19 protein-coding genes, 1 rRNA gene and 2 riboswitches are annotated in these 23,191 nt (G+C 54.6%); of the genes, 17 read left to right on the forward strand and 3 right to left on the reverse strand.

The window, feature by feature from the left end:
• The first annotated feature begins 135 nt into the window (after nt 1–135).
• The 14 genes from N0M98_RS32240 to N0M98_RS32305 all read left to right on the forward strand — a co-directional run bounded on the left by N0M98_RS32240 (nt 136) and on the right by N0M98_RS32305 (nt 15,851).
• Nucleotides 136–1,371: an amidohydrolase gene (locus N0M98_RS32240; RefSeq protein ID WP_259620337.1), complete on the forward strand. Its 1,236-nt coding sequence runs from the start codon at nt 136–138 to the stop codon at nt 1,369–1,371.
• A gap of 30 nt (nt 1,372–1,401) precedes the next feature.
• A complete protein-coding gene (locus tag N0M98_RS32245) occupies nt 1,402–2,880 on the forward strand; it encodes an S-layer homology domain-containing protein (protein WP_259620338.1) in 1,479 nt (492 codons plus the stop codon).
• Between the two features lie 234 nt (nt 2,881–3,114).
• Nucleotides 3,115–4,902, forward strand: coding sequence for a sensor histidine kinase (locus N0M98_RS32250; RefSeq protein ID WP_259620339.1), 1,788 nt, complete (start codon nt 3,115–3,117; stop codon nt 4,900–4,902).
• Nucleotides 4,892–6,517, forward strand: coding sequence for a response regulator (locus tag N0M98_RS32255; protein ID WP_259620340.1), 1,626 nt, complete (start codon nt 4,892–4,894; stop codon nt 6,515–6,517). Before N0M98_RS32250 ends, N0M98_RS32255 begins: the two co-directional genes overlap by 11 nt.
• A gap of 144 nt (nt 6,518–6,661) precedes the next feature.
• Nucleotides 6,662–7,990 (forward strand): ABC transporter substrate-binding protein, encoded by a 1,329-nt coding sequence (locus N0M98_RS32260; RefSeq protein WP_259620341.1) that lies wholly within the window; start codon nt 6,662–6,664, stop codon nt 7,988–7,990.
• Between the two features lie 106 nt (nt 7,991–8,096).
• Nucleotides 8,097–8,990 carry a carbohydrate ABC transporter permease gene (locus N0M98_RS32265; protein WP_259620342.1) on the forward strand — a complete coding sequence of 298 codons (894 nt, stop codon included), beginning with the start codon at nt 8,097–8,099 and terminating at the stop codon, nt 8,988–8,990.
• A gap of 18 nt (nt 8,991–9,008) precedes the next feature.
• Complete coding sequence (locus N0M98_RS32270; protein ID WP_259620343.1) at nt 9,009–9,839, forward strand: carbohydrate ABC transporter permease; 831 nt, start codon at nt 9,009–9,011, stop codon at nt 9,837–9,839.
• A gap of 29 nt (nt 9,840–9,868) precedes the next feature.
• A complete protein-coding gene (locus N0M98_RS32275) occupies nt 9,869–10,954 on the forward strand; it encodes a Gfo/Idh/MocA family protein (RefSeq protein WP_259620344.1) in 1,086 nt (361 codons plus the stop codon).
• Between the two features lie 19 nt (nt 10,955–10,973).
• Nucleotides 10,974–12,059: a Gfo/Idh/MocA family protein gene (locus N0M98_RS32280; protein ID WP_259620345.1), complete on the forward strand. Its 1,086-nt coding sequence runs from the start codon at nt 10,974–10,976 to the stop codon at nt 12,057–12,059.
• A 31-nt stretch (nt 12,060–12,090) separates the two neighbouring features.
• On the forward strand, nt 12,091–13,011 hold the full coding sequence (locus N0M98_RS32285) for a dihydrodipicolinate synthase family protein (protein WP_259620346.1): 921 nt from the start codon (nt 12,091–12,093) through the stop codon (nt 13,009–13,011).
• Nucleotides 13,012–13,029: 18 nt separating this feature from the next.
• Nucleotides 13,030–13,716, forward strand: a complete 687-nt coding sequence (locus tag N0M98_RS32290) for an N-acetylmannosamine-6-phosphate 2-epimerase (RefSeq protein WP_259620347.1) — start codon at nt 13,030–13,032, stop codon at nt 13,714–13,716.
• A gap of 16 nt (nt 13,717–13,732) precedes the next feature.
• Nucleotides 13,733–14,728, forward strand: coding sequence for an ROK family protein (locus N0M98_RS32295; protein ID WP_259620348.1), 996 nt, complete (start codon nt 13,733–13,735; stop codon nt 14,726–14,728).
• 83 nt (nt 14,729–14,811) lie between these two features.
• On the forward strand, nt 14,812–15,297 hold the full coding sequence (locus tag N0M98_RS32300) for a NanQ anomerase/TabA/YiaL family protein (RefSeq protein ID WP_259620349.1): 486 nt from the start codon (nt 14,812–14,814) through the stop codon (nt 15,295–15,297).
• A 129-nt stretch (nt 15,298–15,426) separates the two neighbouring features.
• A riboswitch (cyclic di-AMP (ydaO/yuaA leader) is annotated at nt 15,427–15,576 on the forward strand.
• A 107-nt stretch (nt 15,577–15,683) separates the two neighbouring features.
• Complete coding sequence (locus N0M98_RS32305) at nt 15,684–15,851, forward strand: hypothetical protein (RefSeq protein ID WP_249865381.1); 168 nt, start codon at nt 15,684–15,686, stop codon at nt 15,849–15,851.
• 144 nt (nt 15,852–15,995) lie between these two features.
• Here the strand turns inward: N0M98_RS32305 and N0M98_RS32310 are convergent, their stop codons facing one another.
• The 3 genes from N0M98_RS32310 to ssuE form a co-directional block, all read right to left on the reverse strand.
• Nucleotides 15,996–16,637 (reverse strand): cyclodeaminase/cyclohydrolase family protein, encoded by a 642-nt coding sequence (locus tag N0M98_RS32310; RefSeq protein WP_259620354.1) that lies wholly within the window; start codon nt 16,635–16,637, stop codon nt 15,996–15,998.
• Nucleotides 16,637–17,500, reverse strand: coding sequence for a bifunctional 5,10-methylenetetrahydrofolate dehydrogenase/5,10-methenyltetrahydrofolate cyclohydrolase (locus tag N0M98_RS32315; protein ID WP_259620350.1), 864 nt, complete (start codon nt 17,498–17,500; stop codon nt 16,637–16,639). Before N0M98_RS32315 ends, N0M98_RS32310 begins: the two co-directional genes overlap by 1 nt.
• An 89-nt stretch (nt 17,501–17,589) precedes the next feature.
• Nucleotides 17,590–17,674: riboswitch (ZMP/ZTP riboswitch) on the reverse strand.
• A gap of 129 nt (nt 17,675–17,803) precedes the next feature.
• The gene (gene ssuE / locus N0M98_RS32320; protein WP_259620351.1) at nt 17,804–18,361 is read right to left on the reverse strand and encodes an NADPH-dependent FMN reductase; all 558 of its coding nucleotides are present in this window, start codon (nt 18,359–18,361) and stop codon (nt 17,804–17,806) included.
• 1,428 nt (nt 18,362–19,789) lie between these two features.
• Between ssuE and ilvB the strand changes: the two genes are divergently transcribed.
• From ilvB to N0M98_RS32335, 3 genes are all read left to right on the forward strand, one after another.
• Complete coding sequence (gene ilvB / locus N0M98_RS32325) at nt 19,790–21,775, forward strand: biosynthetic-type acetolactate synthase large subunit (RefSeq protein ID WP_259620352.1); 1,986 nt, start codon at nt 19,790–19,792, stop codon at nt 21,773–21,775.
• Entirely contained in the window at nt 21,765–22,292 is a 528-nt protein-coding gene (gene ilvN, locus N0M98_RS32330) for an acetolactate synthase small subunit (RefSeq protein ID WP_259620353.1), read from the forward strand. The genes ilvB and ilvN overlap by 11 nt, the downstream gene beginning before the upstream one ends.
• A gap of 558 nt (nt 22,293–22,850) precedes the next feature.
• Nucleotides 22,851–23,191: ribosomal RNA gene (locus N0M98_RS32335) — 16S ribosomal RNA — on the forward strand; the annotation flags it as partial.

Genomic DNA, 23,191 nt, shown 5'->3' on the forward strand with positions numbered 1-23,191 from the left:
GGGAAAGTCCAGTCCCTTTTGCAATTTTCAAGGTGCGATTTACTGGAAATCGAAAAGTTTGCGGCCAGTTCCCATGGGAACTGGAAATCGGCTTAAAACTTGGTTCTAGAAATACTATACGAGGAGGATGATTTTATGAGTTCCGCATTTTGGTTAACCAATGTTTTGCTGGAAACGGGCTATCAGGTTGAGCAGGGCGTCATTGCAGGCACGAATACGGGATGCTTTCATCTGTTGATCCGGGACGGGAATATCGCGCAGATCGCGCCTTCCGATACCGTCATTACGGACGGGCTGCCTCGCAAGGACGCGCGGCGGCGGCTGGCGCTGCCTTCTTTTGTAGAGAAGCATTGCCACTTGGATAAAACGATGCTGGGCGACCGCTGGCGTGCGGTAACGCCGGCAGCGAATATCTTCGAACGGTTTGAGATCGAGAAGGAAGTGATTCCCTCGCTGCGGACGACGATGCAAGAACGCGCGGAAAGGCTGCTGGAAATATATTTGCAAGCCGGAGTGACGCATGTGCGCACCCATGTGGATATTTTTCCGGAGGCCGGACTGAACCATCTGCATGCCGTGCGGCAGGCGCTGCAAACGTTCGAGGGAAAGCTGACGTACGAGATCGTCGCATTTGCGCAGCACGGATTATTGCGCACGAAGGCCCAATCTTTAGTAAGGGAAGCGCTTCGCGAGGGCGCAAGTCTGGTAGGCGGCGTCGACCCGGCCATGGTGGACGGCGATATCGAAGCGTCCTTGCAGGCAATGGTAGAGCTTGCGGTAGAAGGGAACGCAGGCATCGACCTGCATCTGCATGATCCTGACCACCTGGGGGTTTTTACCATCAAAAGATTGGCCTGGCTGACCAAAGAAGCCGGCCTCCAAGGCAAGGTTGCGGTTAGTCATGCCTTCGGGCTCGGTGAAATTTCACCGTCCGAGGCGGAAGCCATGGGGGACATTCTGGCCGATGCGGGCGTCGCCGTCATTACGAGCGTGCCGATGGGCCGAAAGTTCCCTCCCGTAGGCTTGCTGCGCGGAAAGGGGGTTGAGGTGGCCGTCGGCTGCGATAATATTTTCGATGTATGGTCGCCCTTCGGAAACGGAGATATTTTGGAACGAGCAGGCCGTTTGGCGCAAATATCCAAATGGGTCGACGAACGGTCGCTGGCGCAGACGCTTTATTTCATTACCGGCGGCAAGACGCCGCTTGACGATGAAGGCAATCAGGTTTGGCCGAAAGTAGGAGACGAAGCGAGCATCGTACTGGTGGAAGCTTCATGCTCTGCCGAAGCCGTTGCAAGAAGATCGAAACGAGCGGCTGCTTTATTTAAAGGTACCGTCGTTTCGGGCTCTATCCAATCGGGGACTATCTAATCAGGAGCTATCCAAGAGGAGGACTCATCCATGAAAAAAACATCTGCTGCATTAACAGCCTTAATGCTGTCCGCCGTCCTGGGAACGGCATCGCTTCCACTTCACGTACCGCAAGCGCAAGCTGCCGCAGCGGCGCTGTCCGAGCAAGACATCCAGCAAGCGGTGAATAAGCTTCACGAGCTCCGCGTTATGCAAGGCTACGAAGACGGTTCGTTGCGGGCCGAAACGCCAATCAATCGCGCCGAGCTGGCGAAGCTGCTCGTCTTGACGTTTGCTCTGCAAGGCAAGGCGGGACAAGGATCGGGCTTCGCGGATGTAACTCAAGACGACTGGTATTACAGCTACGCCGCCGAGACGGCAGCGCAAAACCTGATGCCGTCGGAAGACGGCCAATTCCATCCGGGACAAACCGTGACCGGCACGGAGCTGGTGCAGATCGTGTCCAAGGCGCTAAGCCGCGACGCAAAATCCGTGAATTACTGGTCGGAGAGCTTCGGTTCGGCCGATCATTCTGTCACCCGCGGCGAGGCGGCATATCTGTTGAATATCGCGCGTCAAGCGATCCCTTCGGCCGACGCCCAAATAACGAGCGTTCGCTCGCTGAACGCCATTACGCTGATCGTCACCTTCGACGCCCCGTTAACGGCCGAAAATGAACTGTTCGCCAAAGCGAAAGAAGATTTCGCCTTTAACGACGGGCTTGCGTTAACCAACCTGCCACGGCTCAAAACGGGATCGGTCGCCACTTATATCGTGCCGACCTCCGTTCAAAAGCCGGATACGACATATACGTTGACGTATAAAGGCAAGGAGGCCGGGACGTTTACCGGCAGCGCCCAGAAGCTGGACATGACCGAGGCAAGGCAGGTTACCGGCGATACGTTCGAATTGGAAGCACTCAAGACGAACGGAGTCGTAGACTACGGATATGTCATCTCCGCTTACAGCGCCGGCCGCGGAGCCGATGCGTTCGTGCTGGATGAAAACAACAGCGCAGACGGCCGCACTTACCAGATCATTTCCTCGGGTCAGGCAAGAGAAGTCACGATCGCGCCGGAAGGCGGACAGCCGATCGTAGCGAGGTATGTTCCGTTCACCCAATCGACGGACGGCAAGCAAGAGCCTAAATTCCGCTTGCCTGAAGGCCAGACGCTGCAGCCGGGAACGAAATATACCGTAACCTCGGATTGGGCGCAGATGGCGAGCCCGACATTTACAGCCAAGGAGATTGCTCCGCTGGAAATCGCCAAGGCTGAGGCTATCAGCGAAACCTCGATCGCCGTTACTTTGTCCGAGGACCCGCAGGACGAGCTGTTCTCCGGACGCAGTGTGGAATTGACCGATGCCGACGGCCATAAGCTGACCGCAACGTATAAATATTCGAGCCGCAAAGGCGCAACGGGAATATTCGATCTGACGCAGGACGGCAAGCTGGCCAAAGGGGCCTCGTATACCGTCGTTCCGGTTGGCGATTGGGCCGTATCGTCCGAAGTAGGGCTGAAGGCGTGAGAATAACGTCGCTTCAAGCGGCAGGAGACAACGCTGAACGGGCCGCATTTTAAGCGGAGCTGAATCAATGAAATAAGAAAGGCGTGCTATTCGGAGCTTCCGGGCACGTCTTTTTGCTATTTTGGGAAATAATACACCGGTATCGATGATACGCTTTATTGTTGCAACGAACGGTAGGAACAAGAGCGCTTGCTGTGTTAGAATGATGAACAAAGTTGCCTTGGGGGTGGACATATGGGGCGCATCCTGACTATAGCAAGCCGATGGAATACAATTCGCCACAGAATTTTTTTCTCGATTTTGCTCTTTTTGGTTATTCCTTTCATTCTGACTTTTTATTGGGTGGATAAACCGCTGGAACACGTCATTGAAGAGAAGATTGGCGAGTCGGCCCGTGAAACGCTGTATCAGGTCAATTTAAACGTTGGCTTGTTTCTTGACGATATGCTGAAGCAAGCCGTCGACATTTCGACTAACCCCAGCATTACCGAGCTGCTGAAGGAGCCGGACAAGTTCAGCGAATACGAGAAGCTGCGGCTGAAAGATACGGTCATCAACAAGCAGTACAGCTCCTATTATACGGATACGTATGTGACGCTCATGGATGTGTACGGCCATTGGCAAAGCACCCGGTATATGGAGGAAGGACTGTACCGGCTGTACACGGAAGCGCCGTGGTATCGGGAAATGCTTGGCAGGCCGTTTCAGCTTCGCTGGATGTTTACGGGCGACAATTATGTGTACTCGGATCGGCGGCCGCTTATCACCTTGGTCAAAACGATTACCGAGCTGCAGACGAGTCAAAATATCGGGATGCTGCTGTTCGGCGTAGCGGAGAAGGACATCCGCAAATATTTGACGCCTTTGGACGGACAGGTTTACCTGATCGATCAAGCCGGTACGGTCGTCTCCAGCCCGGCAGAGGATCAAATCGGCCGTAACGTAGCCGAGGAAAACTACATATCCAGGGTCAAGGGGGAGCGCAAAGGGCAGGTCATTGTCCAGAAGGAAGGAAAAAAGTGGATTGTAAACTACGATACCGTGGCCCAGAACGGCTGGAAGATCGTTCAGATTATTTCTTATGATACCGTATTCAAAGAAATTTTTAACATCCGGAGGGCAAATATTATAATTGTTCTGTTAATTTTCTTCGTGTTTATGATGATAACGCTGTCTATCTCGTTCAGCATCTCGCGGCCGTTGAAGCTGCTGAACAAGCGGATGCAGGAAGCGGAGGAGCGGGATTTCAACAGCGTCCTGCTCGTTACCGGCCCGCAGGAGATCAATACGCTGATTTCGACCTATAACAAGATGGTGAGGCAGATCCGGGAGCTGCTGCAGCGACTGAAGGAGCAGTATCAGCAGAAGGAGGATATGCGCTTTCGCGCGCTGCAGGCGCAGATTAATCCGCATTTTATTTTAAACACAATCAATAACATCAAATGGATGGCCTATATCCGCAATGAACGCGACATCGGCGACATGCTGTCCAACCTGGGAGGGATGCTGGAGGCAAGCATCGGCCGCGGGGACAGTCTGATTACGCTGCGTCAGGAAATGAGCTATATCGAAAATTACATGGCGCTGATGAGGCTCAAATATAATGACAAGCTGCTGCTGAAGACGGATATTCCCGAAACGTGCTGGAATCAGGAAGTGATCAAAACGATGCTGCAGCCGATCGTAGAGAACAGCATTTTGCACGGCATCGAGCCGCTGCCCGGCCAAGGGGAGATCGCGATTCGCAGCCGGATCGCGGAAGATCGGCTCCTATTATCCGTAGAGGACAACGGAGCAGGCATGACGCCGGAGCGGCTGCGGGAAGTACAGGAATGGCTGGCCGATACGTCGCCGGAGCCATGGTCCAAGCGAATCGGCATCAAAAACGTGCACGAGCGGATTCGTCTGCAGTACGGACACGAGTACGGACTTGTCATACAGAGCGAGCTGAATAAGGGAACGAAGGTTCAAGTCATTTTGCCGGTTAAGCTTGTCGAGGAGGGGAGAGAGTATGACCGTTAAAGTAATGCTTGTGGATGATGAAATCCTAGTTCGGCTGGGAATCAAATCGCTCATCGATTGGGAGCGGCACGGCTTCTCTTATGTAGGGGATGCGCCGGACGGCAAGAAGGCGCTGGAGGCGATGGAAGAGACGGTGCCCGACATATTGCTCACGGACATTATTATGCCGCAGATGAACGGCCTGGAACTGATCGAAGAGGTGAGAAAGAGGTTCCCGCATACGAGGATTATCGTGCTGAGCAGCCATGACGAATATGAATATGTGCGCAAAGCGATGAAGCTGGGCGTAGACGATTATATTCTGAAAGCGTCGATGAAGCCGGACGAGCTGCTGGAGCTGCTGCGCGAAACGGCGCTGAAGATTGAAGCCGGCTATGCCGGCGTAAGGCAGAAGCTTGCCGGGAACAAGGCGCAAGAGGGACAGGAAAGCGGGGCCGAATGGCTGAAGAAGCTGCTGGATAGGACTGATTCAGATCCAGCGGCCGGAGTGGAAACATCCGGCGAATGGAAGGCGGGCACTGCGGCGGATATATCCGTGCCGGCAACGCTCGGCAATGGCAATTTTATCCTCGTGCTGCATATCCATCTTCCGCCGGCCGCGGCCTTTGACGACGCGTCTTCCATCCCTACGCTGATGAATCTGGTTCAGCTGGAAATGGATCAATGGCTCCTTGCTTGCCCGGTTCATTACAGGGAGCGGGAGATTGTCGCGCTGATAACGCCGCCGGAGCATTCGTCCGGCATCGACGCGCAAGCGGCATGCCAAGGGTTGATCAGCGCGGCCAAACGGTTCCTCGGCATCTCGCTCAGCGCGGGCGTCAGCTTGACGTTCCGGGAGCCGGGAGAGCTTCGCGCGGCTTACAAGCAGGCGCTGCAGGCGGTCAGTCTGTACTATTACGAAGGCAAAGAGAAAACCTATGTGTACACCAGCGGTCTGGAACGGAGCCACGGCGCGGCCAGTTTATCCCAGGACGACGAGAGAAGCTTGATGCGGGCTCTGCAGTCGATGGACGAGGAGCGGCTGCGGGAGACGATTCACGGTTTATTCGACCGGCTTCAGGAGGAACGGATGACGAAGGAGAACAGCATCCAGTACGGGCTGCAGATGCTGCATATCATCCAGACGGCATGGAAGCCGTTCGGAGAGGACGGTTTTGAAGGGTTGGAGGGCCCGCTGTACAGGCAGGTGCTCGGATTCGAGGAGCTGGAGGAGGCGAGACGTTGGTTTATCCGGCTTGTCGAAGCGGGCCTGGAGCGGATTAGAAGAACGCATAGGGAGCCTTACCACGACGAAATACGCAAACTCATCCAGTATATGAAGGAGCACTATATGCAGGACTTGTCGCTAAAGCAGGCGGCGGAAATGGTCAACATGAACGAAAGCTATTTAAGTTATTTGTTCAAGAAAGAGACGCAAACCGGATTCACGGAATATTTGAACCGGCTTCGACTGGACAAAGCGGCGCAGTATTTGGCGGAGACGAGCCTCCCGAGCTATTTGATCGCGGAGAAGGTCGGTTATGCGAACATTAATTATTTCGGCCGGATATTCAAGAAAATAACCGGACTCAGCCCTCAGCAGTACCGGTCCAAATGCCAGAACCAAAATAAGTGAATAGGGCATCCAAAAAAAGTGAACGTTATCCGCTCTCTCTAAACAAAGTGAACAATGAGCGAAATAACGTTCATTTTTGCGGGCGGAGGCGCGGGCTATAATAATGGATGTAAGCGATTTACGAAGCTTAAAAGGAGGGTCAATATGAGAAAAACATTTGCATTGCTAATGGCTCCCGTACTTACGGCGGGGCTCTTGTCGGGCTGCGGCGGGAATACGAACGCACCGGCCCAAGGCGCCAAAGAGAGCGGTTCGTCGTCTGCGCCGAAGGTGGAGCTGACCTGGTGGGTCGTCCAGGATGAAGACGCCCAGGGCAAATACTACGATGAGATGATCGACGCGTTCCAGAAACAAAATCCGAACGTCAAGATCAAGCGGGAAATCATTCCCACGGACAAAATCAACGAGAAGCTGAGCATCGCGGCGAACACGGGACAACTGCCGGACGTGCAGCAGGGCTCGATCTTCTGGCCGTTATCGTACGCTTATAAAGATTTGATGGTTCCACTCGACGATATTATCGACAAAGACGATTTTGACGACGCGATCCTGAAAAGCGTATCGGTGAATAATAAAATTTACATTTATCCTAACAACACGGTTGCGATCGGTCTTGTCGTCAACAAAGATTTGTTCAAGGAGAAAGGCGCGCTCGATCTGCTGCCCAAAAATATGGAGCCGTGGACGATGGATCAATTCCTGAAGGCGGCCAAGGCGGTGACCGATCCGGCCAAAGGCACTTACGGCTACGCGATGTACGCAGCGGACGTGCTTGGCGATCAGGGGCATCATGCAATGCTGTGGGGATTCGGCGGCAAATCGTTCAGCGACGATAACAAGAAAGCGATCCTGAACTCTCCGGAAGGGATCGAAGGGCTGAAGTTCTACGTAAATCTTGTGGACGAGAAGGTCGTGCCTCCCGGAGCGGCGGGCCTTAAGGCCACCGAAGTCATCAACAACATGTTCCCGCAAGGCAAAATCGGGATGACGATGGGCAATATCGGACACATCGGCGCCTTCGAGAAGTCGTTCACGGACGGCACGAACAAGCGCTTCGATATGGATCTCGTACCTTATCCGACCAAAGACGGCAAGGGCACCAATTCCGTGCTGTTCGGTTACGGCACATGGGTGTGGAAAACGAAAAACACACAAAATATCGAATGGGCGAAAAAGTTTACGCAGTTCATGAACAGCAAGGAGAATATGGCGAAATTCGCGGAAATTCCGTCCGTCGTGCCGACCCGTAAATCGCTGGCGGCCAATTACAAGGAGGATTCCTTCCAGGCCAAAACGATCAAGCTGTTCAAGTACGCCGGCAATATCGGGGTGAGCGTGCCCGGCTATGCCGAAACCCGCTCTGCGTTTTATCCGGAGCTGCAGGCTGCGCTGACCAAAGCCAAGACGCCGGAGCAGGCGCTGAACGATTGGGTCAAGAAAGCCAACGACATTATTGAGCGCAGCTCCAAATAACCGTATTCGCTATGCTTTTGCAGGCCCCGTATCGTCTTTTGCGTTCATTCATGAGCAAGCTCGTATGGGGCCGCATCTTTTACAACGAAAGAGAGGAGTGATTATCATGTCGTCGAAAGCGGTCCAACAGGGGAGAACGATCCGCAGCGAAGCGTGGGGACTGTTTTTCATCGCTCCTTTTGCGATTTTCTTTCTCATGTTCGAGCTGTATCCGATGATTCGCGCGTTTTACTTAAGCTTGTACGATTACGGTCTGGGCAAGCAAGCCTGGGTGGGCCTCGATAACTACGTCCATTTGCTGACGGACAGCGTGTTTCTGCGCTCCGTCGCCAATACGTTCGGCTTTGTAGTCGGGTCGGTTCCGCTGACGTTTTTCTTTGCGTTGTTTGTCGCCACAGTCATTTATAACAAAAACAAGCATATCGCTTCCTTTTTCCGCGGCGCCTTTTACTTGCCGATCGTCGCATCCCAGGTTATTTTATCGATCGTTTGGTCATGGATTTACAATCCGGTGAATGGGGTCGCCAACTATGCCCTGTCGCTGGTGCATGCCGGTCCTTACATGTGGTTGTCCGATGAACGGCTGGCGCTCCCGGCGCTCGTTCTGATCGTCGTCACGTTCAACGTAGGCCAACCGATCATTTTGCTGCTGGCCGGTATGGGCAATATTTCCCCGGAATACTATGAAGCGGCCGATATCGACGGGGCATCCGCCTGGGAGAAGTTCAGGCATATTACGATGCCGCTTTTGAAGCCGACGTCATTATACATTCTCGTTATGGCGACGATCTGGGCTTTCCAGACGTTCATCGTCGTTCAGATGATGACCGGTGGAGGACCGAATTACGCCACCTCCACGATTATGTATTTGCTGTATAATACGGCCTTCGTATACGGGCAGCTCGGACTTGCTTCGGCGATGGGCATCATTATTACGGCGCTCATCTCGATCGTAGCTTTCGCGCAGTTCAAGCTGATGAATTCGGATATGGAATTTTAAATGAAAGGAGGCAGTCTTATGACGAATGCGGCAGCCAGAACGATAAAATTCACCGCAGATGCCGCGCTGTATTTTTTCGCCGCACTGTTCTTATTCCCTTTGTACTGGATGATTACGGGGGCGTTCAAGGATCAGACCTCATCCGTCAAGTTTCCGCCGGAGCTCGTTCCGAGCCATCCTACGCTCGTCAACTTCAATAAGCTGATAACGGACGGATTGATCTTCCATTGGCTGTACAACAGCGTGTTTGTTTCCGTCGTCGCCACCGTCGGCGTATGCCTTGTCGCTTCCATGGCGGGCTATGCTTTGACGAAGCGGCAGTTTAGAGGAGCCAAGCTGGTTTTTACGATCATTGTAGTCGTCATGTTTATTCCGAGGCAGATCACGCTGGTTCCTTTGTTTACGATGATGCGGGATCTGAATTTGGTGGGAACGCTGGCGAGCGTTATTTTACCGGTCATCTGCCTTCCGTTCGGGGTGTTCCTGATGAAGCAGTTCAGCCACTCCGTGCCGACGGAGCTGTTGGAAGCGGGCCGCATCGACGGCTGCAGCGAGCTGGGCCTCTTCTTCAACATCTTCCTTCCCGTCGTCAAACCGGCGATCGGAGCGTTAGCGATCTTCGTGTTTACGTATGCGTGGAACGATTTCTTATGGCAGCTCGTGATGCTGAACGATCAGAAGCAAATGACGATCAACGTCGGCATAGCGACCATGGTGACGGAATATGTAGCCAATTACGGCCTCCAGATGGCCGCAGCGACGCTGGGTTTTCTTCCTGTGTTCTTAGTGTTTATCGCATTCCAGCGGTACTTTGTTAAAGGGATTACAATGGGCAGTGTAAAAGGCTAGTCAAACAAGTCGGAAAAGAGGGGCATACAATGGAAAAAGTGACATACGGTGTAGTAGGATGCGGCTATTTCGGCGGGGAGCTGGCCCGAATCATAAGCCGCATGGAGCGGGCGCGGGTAGCCGCCGTCTATGGGGGGACAAGGGCGAAGTCGCTTGCCGAAGAGCTCGGCTGCGACGAAGCGGCGGAGCTGGGAGATCTCGTCCGTCGTGAAGACATCGATGCGATCGTCGTGGCAAGCCCGAGCCATATGCACAAGGATGCGGTGATGCGAGCGGCCGAAGCGGGCAAACACATTTTCTGCGAAAAGCCGGTTGCGCTTTCGCTTCAGGATTGCGACGAAATGATAGCGGCCTGCCGCAAATCGGGAGTCGTGTTCATGGCCGGGCATATTATGCATTTCATGAACGGCGTGAAACAGGCCAAGCAGTGGATCGCCGACGGCGAAATCGGTCGCCCGATCGTCTGTCATGCCGAGAGAACCGGCTGGGAGGAACGGCAGGAGGCCGTCAGCTGGAAGAAGAATCAGAACGCCTCCGGAGGCCATCTGTTCCATCATATTCACGAGCTTGATTTCCTGCAGTCGATTATGGGTCCCGCCGAAGCCGTCACAATGGCCGCCGGAAATTTGGCCCATCAAGGCGAGGGCTACGGCGATGAGGACGACGTGCTGCTGCTGACGCTGGAATTTCCCGGCGGCGCGCTAGGGACGATGCAGTATGGTTCGGGATTTCGCTGGGGAGAGCATTTCGTCAAAATTAACGGAACCGAAGGAGCCATTCTGCTCGATATGACGCGCTCCAAAGTTCAATTGAAAAAAGGCGATCAAGTGGTGGAAAGCATGCTGAATTATTCGGAGGAAGAGGATCGGGAAAGATCGCGTTCTTATCGGAAGACCGACGGCGGCGTCGCGTACGGAACGGCCGCCTCGCAAATCCCCGGCTGGCTGCAGACGGTGATGAAGCTGGAGATGGAAGCTTTCAGAGATGCAGTGCTGGGCAAGGAACCGGAGTCTGGATTGAGCATGCTGTTCGACGGCTCGGCAGGCAGATCCTCGATCGCAACCGCCGAAGCCTCGCTGCGCTCGGCCCGGACGAAGCGGCGGGTCATCATCTAGCGGTTAGGGGGAAGGGAGCATGACGTCGATGGTGAACGTCGGTATTATCGGATGCGGCAATTTCGGCGCCGAGCTGGCCCGAATCGTTGATTCGTTGGAAGGTATGCGCGCCGCAGCGGTCGTCGGAGGAGCGGATGACAGCGCCCGGCGGCTCGCGAATGAGCTGGGCTGCGACTGCGAGGCGGACGCCGGTAAGCTCGCGAGCCGGCCGGACATCGATGCGATCGTCGTGGCGAGCCCGAACTTTCTGCATAAGGAGCATGTTCTGTTGGCGGCCAAACACGGCAAGCATATATTTTGCGAGAAGCCGATTGCGCTGTCGCTGGCTGACTGTGACGAGATGCTGCGGGCTTGCGAGCACGCATCCGTCCGCTTTATGGCCGGACATATTATGCATTTCATGGGCGGCGTCCGCCGGGTGAAGCGGATGATAGCGGAGGGGGCGATCGGCCGCCCGATTGCGGTGCACGCCGAACGGACCGGCTGGATGGAAGGGGCCAAAGACGATTGGAAGCACCGTCCGGAGTTAACCGGCGGCTATTTGTTCCATTATATTCATGAGCTGGACCTGGTCCAGGCCTATTTGGGGCCGGCCCGCGAGGCGTTCTTGGCGGGAACGGGTCTGCCCGGCGCAGCAGGAGCGGGCAGGCACGACATTTTGCTGCTCAGCCTGAAGCTTCAAGGCGATGCGCTCGGCACGATGCAATACGGTTCCGGATTCCGCTGGGGAGAACACTCGTTGAAAATAAACGGAACCGAGGGCGCCGTTCTCTTCGATTTCAAGCGCTCGGAGATTATTGTCAGAACGCCGGATGGGATCGAGCGCTTCGGCATGAACGGCTGCGCCGAGGAGGACGAAGACCGCGTCCGAAGCTATCTTGCCATGGAAGGCAAGATAGCGTTTACGACGGCGAACGACAGGCCGCCGCTGTTTCTGAGAGGGCCGATGCGGCTGGAGATGGAATGCTTCCGGGATTGCCTGCGGGGCAAGCCGGCAGCCGGCGAATTCGCGCCGCTGTTCGACGGCACATCCGCCCGCTCGTCGATTGCGACGGCGGAGGCGGCTATGGCTTCGCTGCATACCCGGGATTGGGTTCAAATCTGAATGACTATATATGAAGCGGGAGATGGGGAAAGTGAGTTCTTACGATCTGGATCGGTTTAAAGGCGTCATTATCGCGATGTACGCTTGTTATGATGCGGAGGGCAAGGTGTCCGCGGATGCGGTGAAAAAGCTCGCCCGCCACTATGCGGACATCGGCGTGCGAGGTCTATACGTCGGCGGCAGCACGGGCGAAGGCATGCTGCAAAGCGTCGCCGAGCGCAAGCAAGTGCTGGAGGCGGTTATGGAGGAAGTTCGCGGGGAGCTGACGATTATCGTTCATGTAGGAGCGCCTTCGACCCGGGACAGCGTGGAGCTGTCCGTTCATGCGGAAGCGGCAGGGGCGGATGCGATCTCCGCGGTTCCGGCGATTTATTACCGGCTGTCTCCGGACAGCGTGGAGCGGCATTGGCAGGCGATGATCGACAGCACTTCGCTGCCTTTTATCATCTATCATATTCCGCAAACGACCGGGTTCCAGCTGTCGACCGCTTTGCTGTCCAAAATGGCGTCGCAGGACAAGGTGATCGGCGTGAAAATTTCCTCGGAGAGCACGTATGAGCTTCAGCAGTTCAAAGCCGCCGGCGGGCCGGATTTCCTTGTCTTCAATGGACCCGACGAGCAATATTTGGCGGGGCGGAGTATCGGCGCCGACGGAGGAATCGGGGGGACTTACGGCGTTATGCCGGAGCTGTTCATGAAGATCGAAGACTGCTACGTCCGCGGCCGGATGGAGGAGGCGAAGGAATGGCAGTTCCGCGTCAACGAAATCATCTCCGGCCTGCTGGCAACGCCGTCCTTGTACGGCGCCTGCAAAGCGATCTTGCGCTTGCGCGGATTCGATTGCGGTCAGCCGAGAATGCCGCTGCTGCCGATTCATGAGCAGGATATGGCTCCTATCGCCGAGCTGAACGACAAAATTCTGCGATATATCGAGCTGGCTCAAACCAGTTGAAAGAGAGGCTGATCAGCAATGAGCGGAAGCAACGCCATATTTAGCGGATGCGGCTTGATCGTATCGTGCCAGGCGCTCGAGCACGAGCCGCTGCACGGCGGAGATACGATGGCCAAGATGGCCAAAGCTGCGCAGCAGTCCGGAGCGATCGGAATCCGCACCAACGGAGTCCGGGACATTCGCGCCATAAAGGAGACGGTGAGCCTGCCGGTGATCGGGATCATCAAGCGGGACATTCCCGGCTCCAGTGTGTTTATTACGCCGACCTTAGAAGAAGTGAAGGCGGTCATCGCGGCAGGAGCGGATATTGTCGCCATGGATGTCACCGACCGCGAAGGGAGATTGGAGCAGGCACGCTTCCTGATCGATTATGCGCATCAGGCCGGCGCGGCGGTAATGGCCGATGTCTCCACGTTCGAGGAAGGCGTAGAAGCCGAACGGCTCGGTGCCGATTTCGTCGGGACGACGTTATCCGGCTATACCCCGTACAGCCGGCAAGCGGAGGAGCCGGACTTCGAGTTGATTCGCCGGTTGAGCGCGCAGCTGAAGACGCCGGTCATCGGCGAAGGACGGATCTGGACGCCGGAGCAGGCGGTGCAGGCTCTCGAAGCCGGGGCGGCTTATGTCGTCGTCGGCAGCGCGATCACCCGCCCGCAGCTCATCGCGGCGCGCTATGTAGACGCGCTGAAGAAGCGGCTTTCATAAGAAGGGGGAGAGCAGCATGAGCCATATTGTATTCGATGCGGATGCTTCGTACGCCGTCGGCGTCGACGTGGGCGGAACCAAGATCAATGCCGGGATCGTCGACGCGCGCGGCGAAGTGCTGCTTACGCGCAGCATCGCCACGCAGGCGGCGGAGCGGGAGGTGCCGGAGCGGATCATCCTGGCTGTCGAGGCGGTTATCGCGGAGTTCGGCAGCACTGCCGCGGAAGCCATGCAGGAGGCTGTCCGATTGAAGGGGATCGGCGTCGGCACGGCCGGACAGGTGGATTGGGAACAGGGCAGCATCCGCTATTCGTCCGGTCTTATCCCCGGTTACGGAGGAACGCCATTGAAACGGCTTCTACAGGAACGCTTCGGGCTGCCGGTATGGGTGGACAACGATGTGAACGTGCTTGCGCTGACGGAGCGGACGCTTGGCGCGGGGCGGGGAGTGTCCAACCTGCTCTGCCTTGCCCTCGGCACCGGGGTAGGGGGAGCCGCGGTCATCGACGGCAAGCTTGTTCACGGGACATGGGGCGGGGCCGGGGAGTTCGGCCACCTGTCCGTCGATTTTGACGGACCGCCGTGTGTCTGCGGCAGCCGCGGCTGCTTGGAGCAGTACGCGTCGGGCACAGGCATCGCCAAGCGGATGGCCGACAAGCTGGCGGCGCTTGGCATAACCGAGCCCGCCATCGACGCACGGACGACGGTCGACCGTTGGCTGGACGGAGATCCGGCCGCCTCGGAGGTGATGCGCGAGACGTTCTCCGCGCTCGGTTCCGCCATCGCGTCGCTGATCCATACATTCAACCCCGAGGTGATCGTCATCGGCGGAGGCGTTGCCGAAGCCGGCGAAGCGCTGCTAAGCGAAATCACCCGGGAGGTGTCCCGGCGGACTATGCCGTCCATGCTCCAAGGAGTCAAGATTACGCCCGCCTACCGCGGCAATTGGAGCGGCATGATCGGCGCGGCTCTTCAGGTATGGGCATATGAAAAAACGGGCACGGCATCATGATCATTGGCAGAGGTTCATCGGAACAATTGGCCTTATCGCCAAATATCGTCAATAACAGGTAAGGACGGATAAGGGGGGGCTTCATGCTCGTTGGAAGCTTGAACGAAGGAATGGACGGACGCTTTGGCATTCATCCTGCGATCGCCAAAGCGCTCGATTTTTTGCAAGCGACGGATTTTCGCCTGATGGATAACGGAAAATATGCGATCGACGGCGAGCGTATGTATGTCAATATAATGGAACTGATCTCCAAGCCCGGATCAGGTGACGAAACGGATGCGGAGAAGCATCGGCGGTATATCGACATTCATTATTTGCTGGAAGGGGAAGAGACGATCGGATGGGCGTTTCATCGAGAAGGAATGATTCCCTCGCAGGTATACGATGAAGAGCAGGATTACGCTTTGTACCGCGATGCGGCGGATGAACGATACATCGACTTATCCCCCGGTATGTATGTCATTTTGTTTCCGAACGAACTGCATCGTCCGGGATTATGCAAAACGGCTCCTATGCCGATACGCAAAGCGGTGGTCAAAATCGAGGCGTCGCTGCTGGAGCGGCGCTAAAATAACGAGACTGTTTCGGCGCAGCGGATGATGTCGGGACAGTCTCGTTGCGCAGAGGAAGCGAGCTGGGAATAAATTGGACTTTACAATGCGTTTCAAATCGAGTTAAAATAAGGTATAACTAAATAGTAGTTAATGTCGCTGAGTTTTCTTTTTTAAGAAAAACGGGGGACCCAAGTATCATGGGGTGAATCAATGTGCAGTCAACTGCATGTTGTAGGGCGAATTCTCACTGCCCGAATCCGACAGCTAACCTCGTAAGCGGAGTGGGAAGGATAGATTTGCTTATTAAAGCACAAGGTCTACCCTTGTGCTTTTTGTGCACCCTCCAAGCAAAAAAAGTCTTCCCGCCTCAACTGTTGTACAATTTGAGAGGAGGATTTCACATGGTCTACAAAGAAAAGCTGCTGCATTTGTTGGATGGATTGAACGAGCTGGATCAGAAGGCTGCCTATGAATATATTCAATCGCTTGCCAGACGCAGCTCGAACAAGGCAGAGAGTAAAGAAGTCGTCCACTTGTACGGTAAGGATTATTTTATCGTACCGGATTGATGGAAGTCTTGCCGCTCGCACGTTCTTTGATGAAATGAAACGCTAGTTTTATGCATAAGAGAAGGATCGCCTGATCTGCCGAAGCCAAGCCGCTTGGGAGAGAGGTGATCCTTTTTTGTTGTTGACTAGGACAAGTTTCCGTGATTAAGATTGTCCCCGGATTCTGCGCTGTACTGTCTCCAGCACTTCACTCCTAGCGTTTTGAATATGCTGCATGCATCTGGCGGCTTGTTCCGCGTACCCATGCTTGGCATCGCTGTCCTTCATCGACGCGAGGTTAATATCTACGGTAAGCAGAGCGGATTGCGCCGCCGCTTCAAACAGAATCGCTCCGATGCCCAGATCGGAGATAACGTTCTTGTTGCAGGCTTCGGCAATGCTGCAAGTGTGCTGCATCGCCTGGCTGCAGACGTCCATAAGGCGAAGCGGCACTTCGACCGCCGCCGTCGTCGCTTGGCCGATCGTCTGCTGCCGCAGCCGTTTTTCTTCATCCGTGCTTTTGGGAAGCTTGAGAGCCTCCATATACGTATCGAAGGAGCGAATATCGTCGGCGAGCAGTTGTTCGCAGACGCTGCTTAAGTCTGTCATTTTTTGAAGAACATCTGTCATTAACGGCTCATGCTCTGCGAACTTTTCTCCCGTTGAGAGATTGCCGACCATAGAGGTCATAGAAGCGCCCAACGCGGCAACCAGAGCGGCTACGCTTCCGCCGCCGGGCGTAGGCTTGGAACTGCCCGCCTGCTGAATAAAGCTGCGAATCGATTGGTCCCATGATATTGCGCTCATCATAGTTCCCCTCCTCTTGCCTGAAGCTGAATATCGACGGCTTTGAGCAAGTTTTCAAAAAGCAGAGCGGTCGTTAAGGTGCCTACCCCGCCCGGCACCGGCGTGATGGCAGCGACATGCTCAGCCACGTCCTGAGCTACATCGCCGATCATGCGGCCGTTGTCCCCTTCATTGATTCCGGCGTCGATAACGACCAATTCGGAATGAACCATATGCCGGTTAACGGTTTCGGGACGGCCGACGGCGACGAACGCAATATCGGCATGCCGCAGATGCGCTCCGATGTCCGGCGTGCGGGAGTGGCATACCGTAACGGTAGCTTGCTCTCGCTGCAGCATGTGGAAGAGGGGGAGACCGACCGTTTGGCCGCGCCCGACAAGCACGACATGCTTTCCTGCAAGACGGTAGCCGTAATGCTTGAGCAGCCGGATGCAAGCCTGCGGGGTGGCAGGATACAGCCCGATCTCGCCGGTTATTGTAGCCAGCTTGTTATCCGGCGTGATGCCGTCGATATCTTTAGCGGGAGAGACGGATTTGACGATTGCTGGTGTATTGAGGTGATCGGGCAGCGGCAGCTCCAGCATCATTCCGTGCACCTCCGGGTCCTTATTTAGGCGGTCGATGAGATCGAGGACTTGCTTCTCGCTTACGTTTTTATCGAAGGTGTGCAGCTGGAACTGTACTCCCAGTTTGTCGGCGACTTTCCGTTTGGCCTGGGCATAGTAAGCCGAGGCCGGATCTCCGTCGACCAGCAGAGCGGCGAGCTGCGGCCGAACTCCCTTGCCGTTCAGCTGCTCGACGCGGGTGCGGACCGCTTCGTATACGAGATCGGCCGCTTCTTTTGCTTTCATCATAACAGTCATTTCGAATACCTCCTGTACTTGAATATCGTAATGAGCGGAGAAAACAAAAAAAGCATTCCAATAACCGCATCGAAGACGCAGCTATTGAAATACTTTTCCCAGGCGAACGGCACGTTCCTATTGTATGCTCCCTTGTGGTTGATTCCACTTTCATCGCCAGTCACATACAAACTATTTATATGTAAGTGTAACAAATTGCAGCGGGGATGGGAAGTGGGCAAAATATTCGAAAATGATGCTTAATCGCTTTATTGCGGCTGCGGATCGCCGGACCGGCGACGGCCGGCGCTGTTTTCGCTGCGATCAGAGCGCTGCGTTGCGGGATGCCAAGCGAAGCTCGATCTCCCGGATGAATTCCCGGGCCGCTGCCGCCAAACGCTGCTCCAGCTCTTCCGCAAGCTCGAAAGAGCCGTCTTCGTTGCGCTTAACCTGGGAATCCAAAGCAAACACGCCGGTGAGCTGGGTTCTGGCGCCTAACGCAGCAAGAACGGGTTTGAGCGCATATTCCAGAGCGAGCAGATGAGCGATTGTGCCGCCGATGGCGACGGGAAAAATGACTTTGCCTTCCAGACCTTTTTGCGGAATCAAATCGAGGAAGGTTTTGATCACACCGGTATAAGATGCCTTATAGATCGGCGTAGCGACGATAACCGCATCCGCTTCGGCGACGCTTTGATTGGCGGTGACGATCGCCGGGCTTTCGAAATTCGTATAGATCAGATCCTCCGGCGGCAGATTGCGCACGTCGATTGTGGCGATATCGAGGGAAGCGGCGTTCAAATGGGTCTGAACGGCTTGCAGCACTCCATTCAAGCGGGAGCTTGCGGACGGGCTGCCGGAAATGACGGTTACTTTGGACATAAGTTTCACTCTCCTAAAAATATGGTTTGGAAACATGGAATCCGGCCGGATTAATCGTTCCCGCGCAGCGCAAAAAAGACTCCGGCCCTTACAAGGGGAGTCTCCAGCCGTCTGGTCGACTTACTTATGACTCCTCCGACTCGGGTTCGGCTTGCAGCCTGTTTTTTCTTGAAAAATCGGATGCGATAAAGGAGGCTTTACGAATGTTACGTAAATCGTAGCATTGCTTCCCAATAGGCGTCAAGAAGAAAGTTGATAAAATAGATAAGAATTATTGGTTTTATGCTGTAAGCAGGAGATTTACGTTCCTTACGAAAAATATTGTTTGTAGAGAGTTTACATTTTTAAACTTTGTGATAATATAGAAATATTCAGAATGTTCAATAAGCGATGAAGAGAATCCACGCAGCGGCTCTTATGTCCAGAGAGCAGGGGGAAAGCTGAAACCTTTGCCGTAATCCGCTAACGTGCCGTCATCTCCGAGCTTTCGCTCGAAAGCCTGTCGGTCGGCTGTATATCAGCCGGATGGGCAAGTAGTCCCGAACGGAATAGCACACGTTATCGTGCTGTAGGTAAGGAGCATCCTTACCTCATGAGACCGCTATCGCAAGATGAGCGGTGAATCAGGGTGGTACCGCGAAAATGACCCCTTTCGTCCCTATGTACGGCATGAATATGCCGTCGTCAGGATGGAAGGGGTTTACTGTTTTCCTAAGCTCAGTTTTAAACTTATAAAAGCGATGAAGAGAATAAGCGCAGCGGCACTTATGCCCAGAGAGCAGGGGGAAAGCTGAAACCTTTGCCATAATCCGTTAGCGCATTGTCATCTCGGAGCTTTCGCTCGAAAACCTGTCGGTCGGCTGTTCATCGGTCCGGTAGGCGAGTAGTCCCGAACGTCAGTAGCACACGTTATCGTGCTGTAGGTAAGGAGTGACCTTACCTCATGAGACCGCCGTCGCGAGATGAGCGGTGAACCAGGGTGGTACCGCGAAAATAACCCCTTTCGTCCCTATGTCCGGCGTAGCTATGCCGGCAGCAGGATGGAGGGGGTTTGATGTTTTTCTGGCTCAATTTTAAATGAAAAAAGCGATGAAGAGAATAAGCGCAGCGGCACTTATGCCCAGAGAGCAGGGGGAAAGCTGAAACCTTTGCCATAATCCGTTAGCGCATTGTCATCTCGGAGCTTTCGCTCGAAAACCTGTCGGTCGGCTGTTCATCGGTCCGGTAGGCGAGTAGTCCCGAACGGAATAGCACACGTTATCGTGCCGCAGGTAAGGAGCTTCCTTACCTCGTGAGGCCGCCGTCGCGAGACGAGCGGCGAATCAGGGTGGTACCGCGGAAAATAACCCCTTTCGTCCCTAAAGTACGGCTATTATGCGCCGGCTTGAGATGAGAGGGGATTTTTATTTTATGAGGAGGCACCTACTTATGGAACCTATCCAAACAGATCCGATTCAAACAGCGCCGTTCCGGACCCATTCCGGCGCAGCGGAAACAGGCAGAGCAGGGGCAAGACGAACTGAGAGCAAACGATTCGAACCGAACCGGACAGAAATCGGCGGACCGGACACGAATCGAGCGGACACTCATCGAACGGAGCCGGCCCGCGAAAATGCAGTTCAAGCCGAACGGGCTGCAGCTCAGCCGAATTCAGCGGCGCAGCATCACGCGGCCGAACTTGACGGACGCTTGCCTCATCCTCCCTATCAGGTTCAAGAGGGAGATCTTGTCACCGGGTCCGAGGCTTTGCTGCGCGGGCTGCTGCTGGAGGGCGTCGAATGCGTCTTCGGCTATCCCGGCGGCAACGTACTGTATATTTACGATGCGATGGTCGGCAACCCGGAATTTAAGCATATTTTGACCCGCCACGAACAGGGGGCTATTCATGCGGCCGACGGGTATGCCCGCTCGACCGGCAAGGTCGGCGTTTGTATAGCTACTTCAGGCCCGGGGGCGACGAATCTGGTCACCGGCATCGCCACGGCATATATGGATTCCGTTCCGCTCGTCATCATAACGGGCAATGTTCCGACTACCGTCATGGGTACGGACGCTTTTCAGGAAGCGGATATTGTGAGCATTACGATGCCGATTACGAAACACAGCTACTTGGTGCGGGATGTTCAAGAGCTGCCCCGCATCATTCATGAAGCTTTTTACATTGCAAACACAGGGAGGAAAGGGCCGGTGCTTATCGATATTCCGAAGGACGTATCGAATCATCAGCTGATTTATAAGCGGCCCCTACAACTCGACATTCGCGGGTATAAGGCGGAGTCACGGATAGAGCCGGATCAGATCGACAGGCTCGTTCAAGCTGTACGGGAGTCGGAGCGGCCTGTAATCATCGCGGGAGGCGGCGTCGTATACTCCGGCGCATCGGAGGAGCTGATAGAATTCGTGAACCGGACGCAAATTCCGGTAACGACGACACTGCTCGGTCACGGCGGTTTTCCGAGCGGTCACGAGCTGTGGATGGGCATGGCGGGTATGCACGGGACGTATACGGCGAACACGGCTATTCAGAATGCCGATCTCATCATCTCCATCGGCTCCCGGTTCGATGACCGTCTCACCATGAAATTAGAGGGCTTCGCACCGAAGGCGCGGCAAATCGCGCATATCGATATTGATCCGGCGGAGATCGGCAAGAATATCAAGACCGATATCGCCTGCGTAGGTGACATCAAGGCGGTTCTGCAGTACGCCAATACGAAGGCGCAGCAGGCGGATTCCAAGGTATGGATTGCAACGATTCAAGCTAATATGAGCAAGCACCCGCTCAACTATGAAGATTCCGATACGGAGCTTAAGCCTCAATTCGTCATTGAAATGCTGCAGGAGACGACGCGCGGCGAAGCCATCGTGACAACGGACGTTGGACAGCACCAGATGTGGGTAGGCCAGTTTTACCGGTTCAATCAACCCCGTTCCCTGATTACTTCGGGCGGCCTCGGAACGATGGGCTTCGGATTTCCGTCGGCTATCGGAGCACAAGTAGGGAATCCCGGCCGATTGGTCATCTCCATTAACGGGGACGGAGGGATGCAGATGTGCGCCCAAGAGATGGCCATTTGCGCCATCCATAAGATTCCGGTCAAAATTGTCGTTATCAACAATCAGGTTCTGGGGATGGTGAAGCAATGGCAGGAGCTGATTCACGAACAGCGGTTCAGCCATATCGATCTGGCCGGCAGCCCCGACTTCGTGAAGCTGGCTGAAGCCTACGGAATCAAAGGGCTCCGGGCCCGCAATAAAGCGGAGGCGTATACGGCTTGGCAGGAAGCGCTGGAGACGGACGGTCCTGCGCTGGTCGAATTCGTTGTTCCGAAAGAAGAGAACGTATATCCGATGGTGTTCAGCGGGAAGACGTTAGATCAAATGGTTATGGGGGATATCGAAAATGACAAATGATAAAAACATACGCAGCTATACGATCTCTGTATTGGTGAATGACCAGCCTGGGGTGCTTCAGCGGGTATGCGGCCTCTTCGGCCGCCGCGGCTTTAATATTGAGAGCATCACGGTCGGCGGCAGCGAACAGGCCGGATTATCGCGAATGACCATCGTCACGACCGGCAACGAGACTACTCTGGAGCAAGTACGAAAACAGTTGGGCAAGCTGATCGACGTCATTGCCATTACGAATCTGAGTTCCGCTCCCGGAGTGTCCAGAGAAATCGCTTTGATTAAAGTGAAAGCCGAGCCTGCCTTGCGTCCGGAAATTTTCGGAGTTGTAGAGACGTTTCGCGCTTCCGTCGTTGATGTCGGACCTAACTCTATCATCGCGCAGGCAGTAGGCGAATCGGATAAAATCGAAGCGTTCGTCGAGCTGCTGCAGCCTTACGGCGTACTGGAGGTAGCCCGCACCGGCTTGACGGCGATGGTTCGGGGGGACCAGCCGGAGGCTTGTGACGTACTTCTGGCTTAAGGCTGATGCAGCCAGGGCTTGTTCCCGGCTTGGCTTGGAAGCAGGCTCTTAAGTTTATTCAGTACCGCCATTCCCCTACACCGTGCCGCATGTTCGCTAATACAGCCAAAAAGCCGAAGACATCGGTCGACAGCCGGGTAGGGGGACGGCGTAATTCTCATTACAGTTTGCATTGAGAACTATAACGTGATAAATTGATATTCTTGCGAATTCATCCAACTTAAAATTTAGAAGTAAATTACTTTAAAAAATATGCTTGCATTTTGTAATTTACTTATGTTATATTAACTGAGCCGCTGATGAGGCGGTGAGTAAAGCGAGCCGAATTGCTGACCATCGGATTTCGATCGGTAAGAAAAAAAGCTTGCAAAGAGATAAACGAATGTGATATATTAGTCAGGTCGCTTTCGACGGATGTCGAAAACGAACGAAGATTGTCCTTTGAAAACTGAACAACGAGTGAGTGTTAAATAGAGAATGAAAATTCTCGCTAGCATTGAATTTTGAGCTTAAGACAAGCTCTGTTATAACGAAAGGTGCTTCGGCGCCGGTCGTACTTTAATGGAGAGTTTGATCCTGGCTCAGGACGAACGCTGGCGGCGTGCCTAATACATGCAAGTCGAGCGGACTGTTCCTTCGGGAACAGTTAGCGGCGGACGGGTGAGTAACACGTAGGCAACCTGCCTGTAAGATCGGGATAACTATCGGAAACGATAGCTAAGACCGGATAGCTGGTCTTCTCGCATGAGGAGATCATGAAACACGGGGCAACCTGTGGCTTACGGATGGGCCTGCGGCGCATTAGCTAGTTGGTAGGGTAACGGCCTACCAAGGCGACGATGCGTAGCCGACCTGAGAGGGTGATCGGCCACACTGGGACTGAGACACGGCCCAGACTC

Source organism: Paenibacillus doosanensis, assembly GCF_025060755.1.
Classification (GTDB): domain Bacteria; phylum Bacillota; class Bacilli; order Paenibacillales; family NBRC-103111; genus Paenibacillus_S; species Paenibacillus_S doosanensis.